Source organism: Mycobacterium talmoniae, from assembly GCF_001854525.1.
In the GTDB taxonomy this organism is placed as follows: Bacteria; Actinomycetota; Actinomycetes; order Mycobacteriales; family Mycobacteriaceae; genus Mycobacterium; species Mycobacterium talmoniae.
Genome location: NZ_MLQM01000315.1, coordinates 1 through 2,143, shown reverse-complemented (window position 1 = coordinate 2,143; position 2,143 = coordinate 1). Strand labels below are relative to the sequence as shown.

General features: G+C 70.8%; 2 protein-coding genes and 1 pseudogene. 2 read left to right on the top strand and 1 reads right to left on the bottom strand.

Annotated elements, in window-relative coordinates; genetic code table 11:
- Nucleotides 1-81: 81 nt before the first annotated feature.
- Nucleotides 82-885, bottom strand: a complete 804-nt coding sequence (locus BKN37_RS26950; protein ID WP_071030341.1) for a DUF4349 domain-containing protein — start codon at nucleotides 883-885, stop codon at nucleotides 82-84.
- A gap of 174 nt (nucleotides 886-1,059) precedes the next feature.
- Here BKN37_RS26950 and BKN37_RS26945 point away from each other — a divergent pair, with 174 nt between their 5' ends.
- On the top strand, nucleotides 1,060-1,755 hold the full coding sequence (locus tag BKN37_RS26945) for an ABC transporter ATP-binding protein (protein WP_071030344.1): 696 nt from the start codon (nucleotides 1,060-1,062) through the stop codon (nucleotides 1,753-1,755).
- A gap of 101 nt (nucleotides 1,756-1,856) precedes the next feature.
- A pseudogene (locus BKN37_RS26940) lies at nucleotides 1,857-2,143 on the top strand (ABC transporter permease); the annotation flags it as partial.

The window sequence follows — 2,143 nt, the reverse complement described above, 5'->3', positions numbered from 1 at the left end:
GCATCAACCTTCCCAAGCCCGAACGACTCCAAGCAGCTTGACAACGCCCGTATGTGTCGATCTCGGCGTCGATTTCAGCAGCTAGGGGCGCCGCCGGATCCGGCGCCGCAACACCATCACGCCGCCCGCGATGAGCAGCAGCACCGGCACCCAGGGCAGCAGGAAGCCGACGACGGCGATCGCGCCGTGGGTGGCCGACACCAGGGCATGCCAGCCGTGCCGGACGGAGGCCACGAATCCGGTCGAGGGCGCCGCCGCCTCGGCGGACACGGTGACCGTGATCGTCGCGAAGCTGATCTGGTCGCCGAGCTGGGTGCGCTGCGCCCGCAGGCTGTCGAGGTCGGCCTGCCGTTTGGACAGGGCGTCCTCGGCCTGCAGCAGATCGGCGGTGCTGGTGGCGGCCTTCATCAGCGCGGTCAATCGATCAACCGACGTCTGCAGCGCCGCGATCCGGGCGTCCAGGTCGACGCGTCCGGTGGTGACGTCCTCATGCTTCAGCGATACCGACGTGACATCACCGAGTTGCTTTGTGTCCTGGAGGAATTCGTCGACCTTCGGGGAGGGGACGCGCACGGTCAGCTCGGCGGTGCGGGACCGACCCGAGCTGCGTTCGGTGCGGTCATCGATGCGGCCGCCCAACCCGGCCGTCAGCTCGACGAGCCGGTTTGTGGCCGCATCGACATCGGCCACCGTGAGACCCAGGCTGCCGGTGGTCACGATGTCGCGCTGCTGCGGCTGATTCGACGGGCTGGCCGGCGCGGCCGGCGCCGGGTTGGTGCCACCGGACACCGGCCGCTGCCCCGCGCAGCCCGCGACCACCACCAGCAGCAGCGCCGCCACGCCAAGTAGCAGCGCTCGCGACGCCGATCCGTGGTGCGTGGTCATGACGACAACCCTAAGGCGGCCCGGGCCGGGCCGGATGCAGCAAAATCGGCACCGGCTGGCGCGCCGCGTCGAACCGAGGACGGGCCGGGCGCGTTGTACCGGGTATCGGGTAGTGCGCACTCGCGGGAGGTCATCATCAGCCGACGCCGGGACTCGCAGCCGCGCCACCGCGCCCTGACCATCGAACTGGCCGACGTGGTGCGCGAGTACCGGGTCGGTGGCCAGTCGGTGCGGGCGCTGGACGCGATCAGCCTGCGGCTACACGGCGGGCAGTTCGTGTCGATCGTCGGGCCGTCGGGGGCGGGCAAGAGCACGTTGCTGCATTTGCTGGGCGCATTGGATTCGCCGGACTCCGGGTCGATCACCTTCGACGACGACGAGATCGGCCGGCTCGACGACGAACAGCAGTCGGAGTTTCGGCATCACCGGGTGGGATTCGTTTTTCAGTTCTTCAACCTGTTGCCGACGCTGTCGGCGTGGGAGAACGTGGCGGTGGCCAAGCTGCTCGACGGGGTCCGGTTGGGCAAGGCCAGGGCCGATGCGGTGCGGTTGCTGGACCGGGTGGGGCTGGGGAACCGCACCGAGCACCGTCCGGCGGAACTGTCCGGCGGCCAAATGCAGCGCGTCGCGGTGGCGCGGGCGTTGATGATGGATCCGCCGCTGATCCTGGCCGACGAACCCACCGGCAATCTGGATTCCGCGACCGGCGCGTCGATCCTGGCGCTGCTCGCCGCGGTCGCCCACGATGACGGCCGCGGCCGGTTGGTGGTGATGGTGACCCACAACGCGGACGCCGCCGCCGCGACCGATCGGGTGATCACCCTGCAGGACGGTCGGCTGGGCTCCGACCTGATGGCGGTCCCGCGGTGAACCCGGCCCGGGTGGCGGCCGCCGCGGGTAGCCGGCTGCGGGTGTTCAGCCTGCGCGAGCTCGTCGTGCACCGGCGACGCACCGGCGCGTCGATCGCGGTAATGGCGGTCTCCGCACTGTATGTGGTGGCGGTGTTCGGCATCTTCGGCTCGATCACCGGGTCGGTCACCCGGCTGGCCGACGGGATCGCCGGTGTGGCGGCGCTGGAGGTGTCGGGGATTACCGACGCCGGGTTTCCCGACACCATCACCGCCGAGGTGGCCGCGGTGCCCGGGGTCGCGACCGCCGCGCCCATGGTCCGGATGTCGGCGGCCACGCCGTCGGGGCCGGTGCTGCTGCTGGGCGCCGATGAGACCAGCGCCGCCCTGGAGGGGGCGTTGGCTAACGC

Bases quoted from the DNA above. Each gene is read 5' to 3' on its own strand.
- BKN37_RS26950 (WP_071030341.1), bottom strand. From the start codon at position 885: ATGACCACGCACCACGGATCGGCGTCGCGAGCGCTGCTACTTGGCGTG.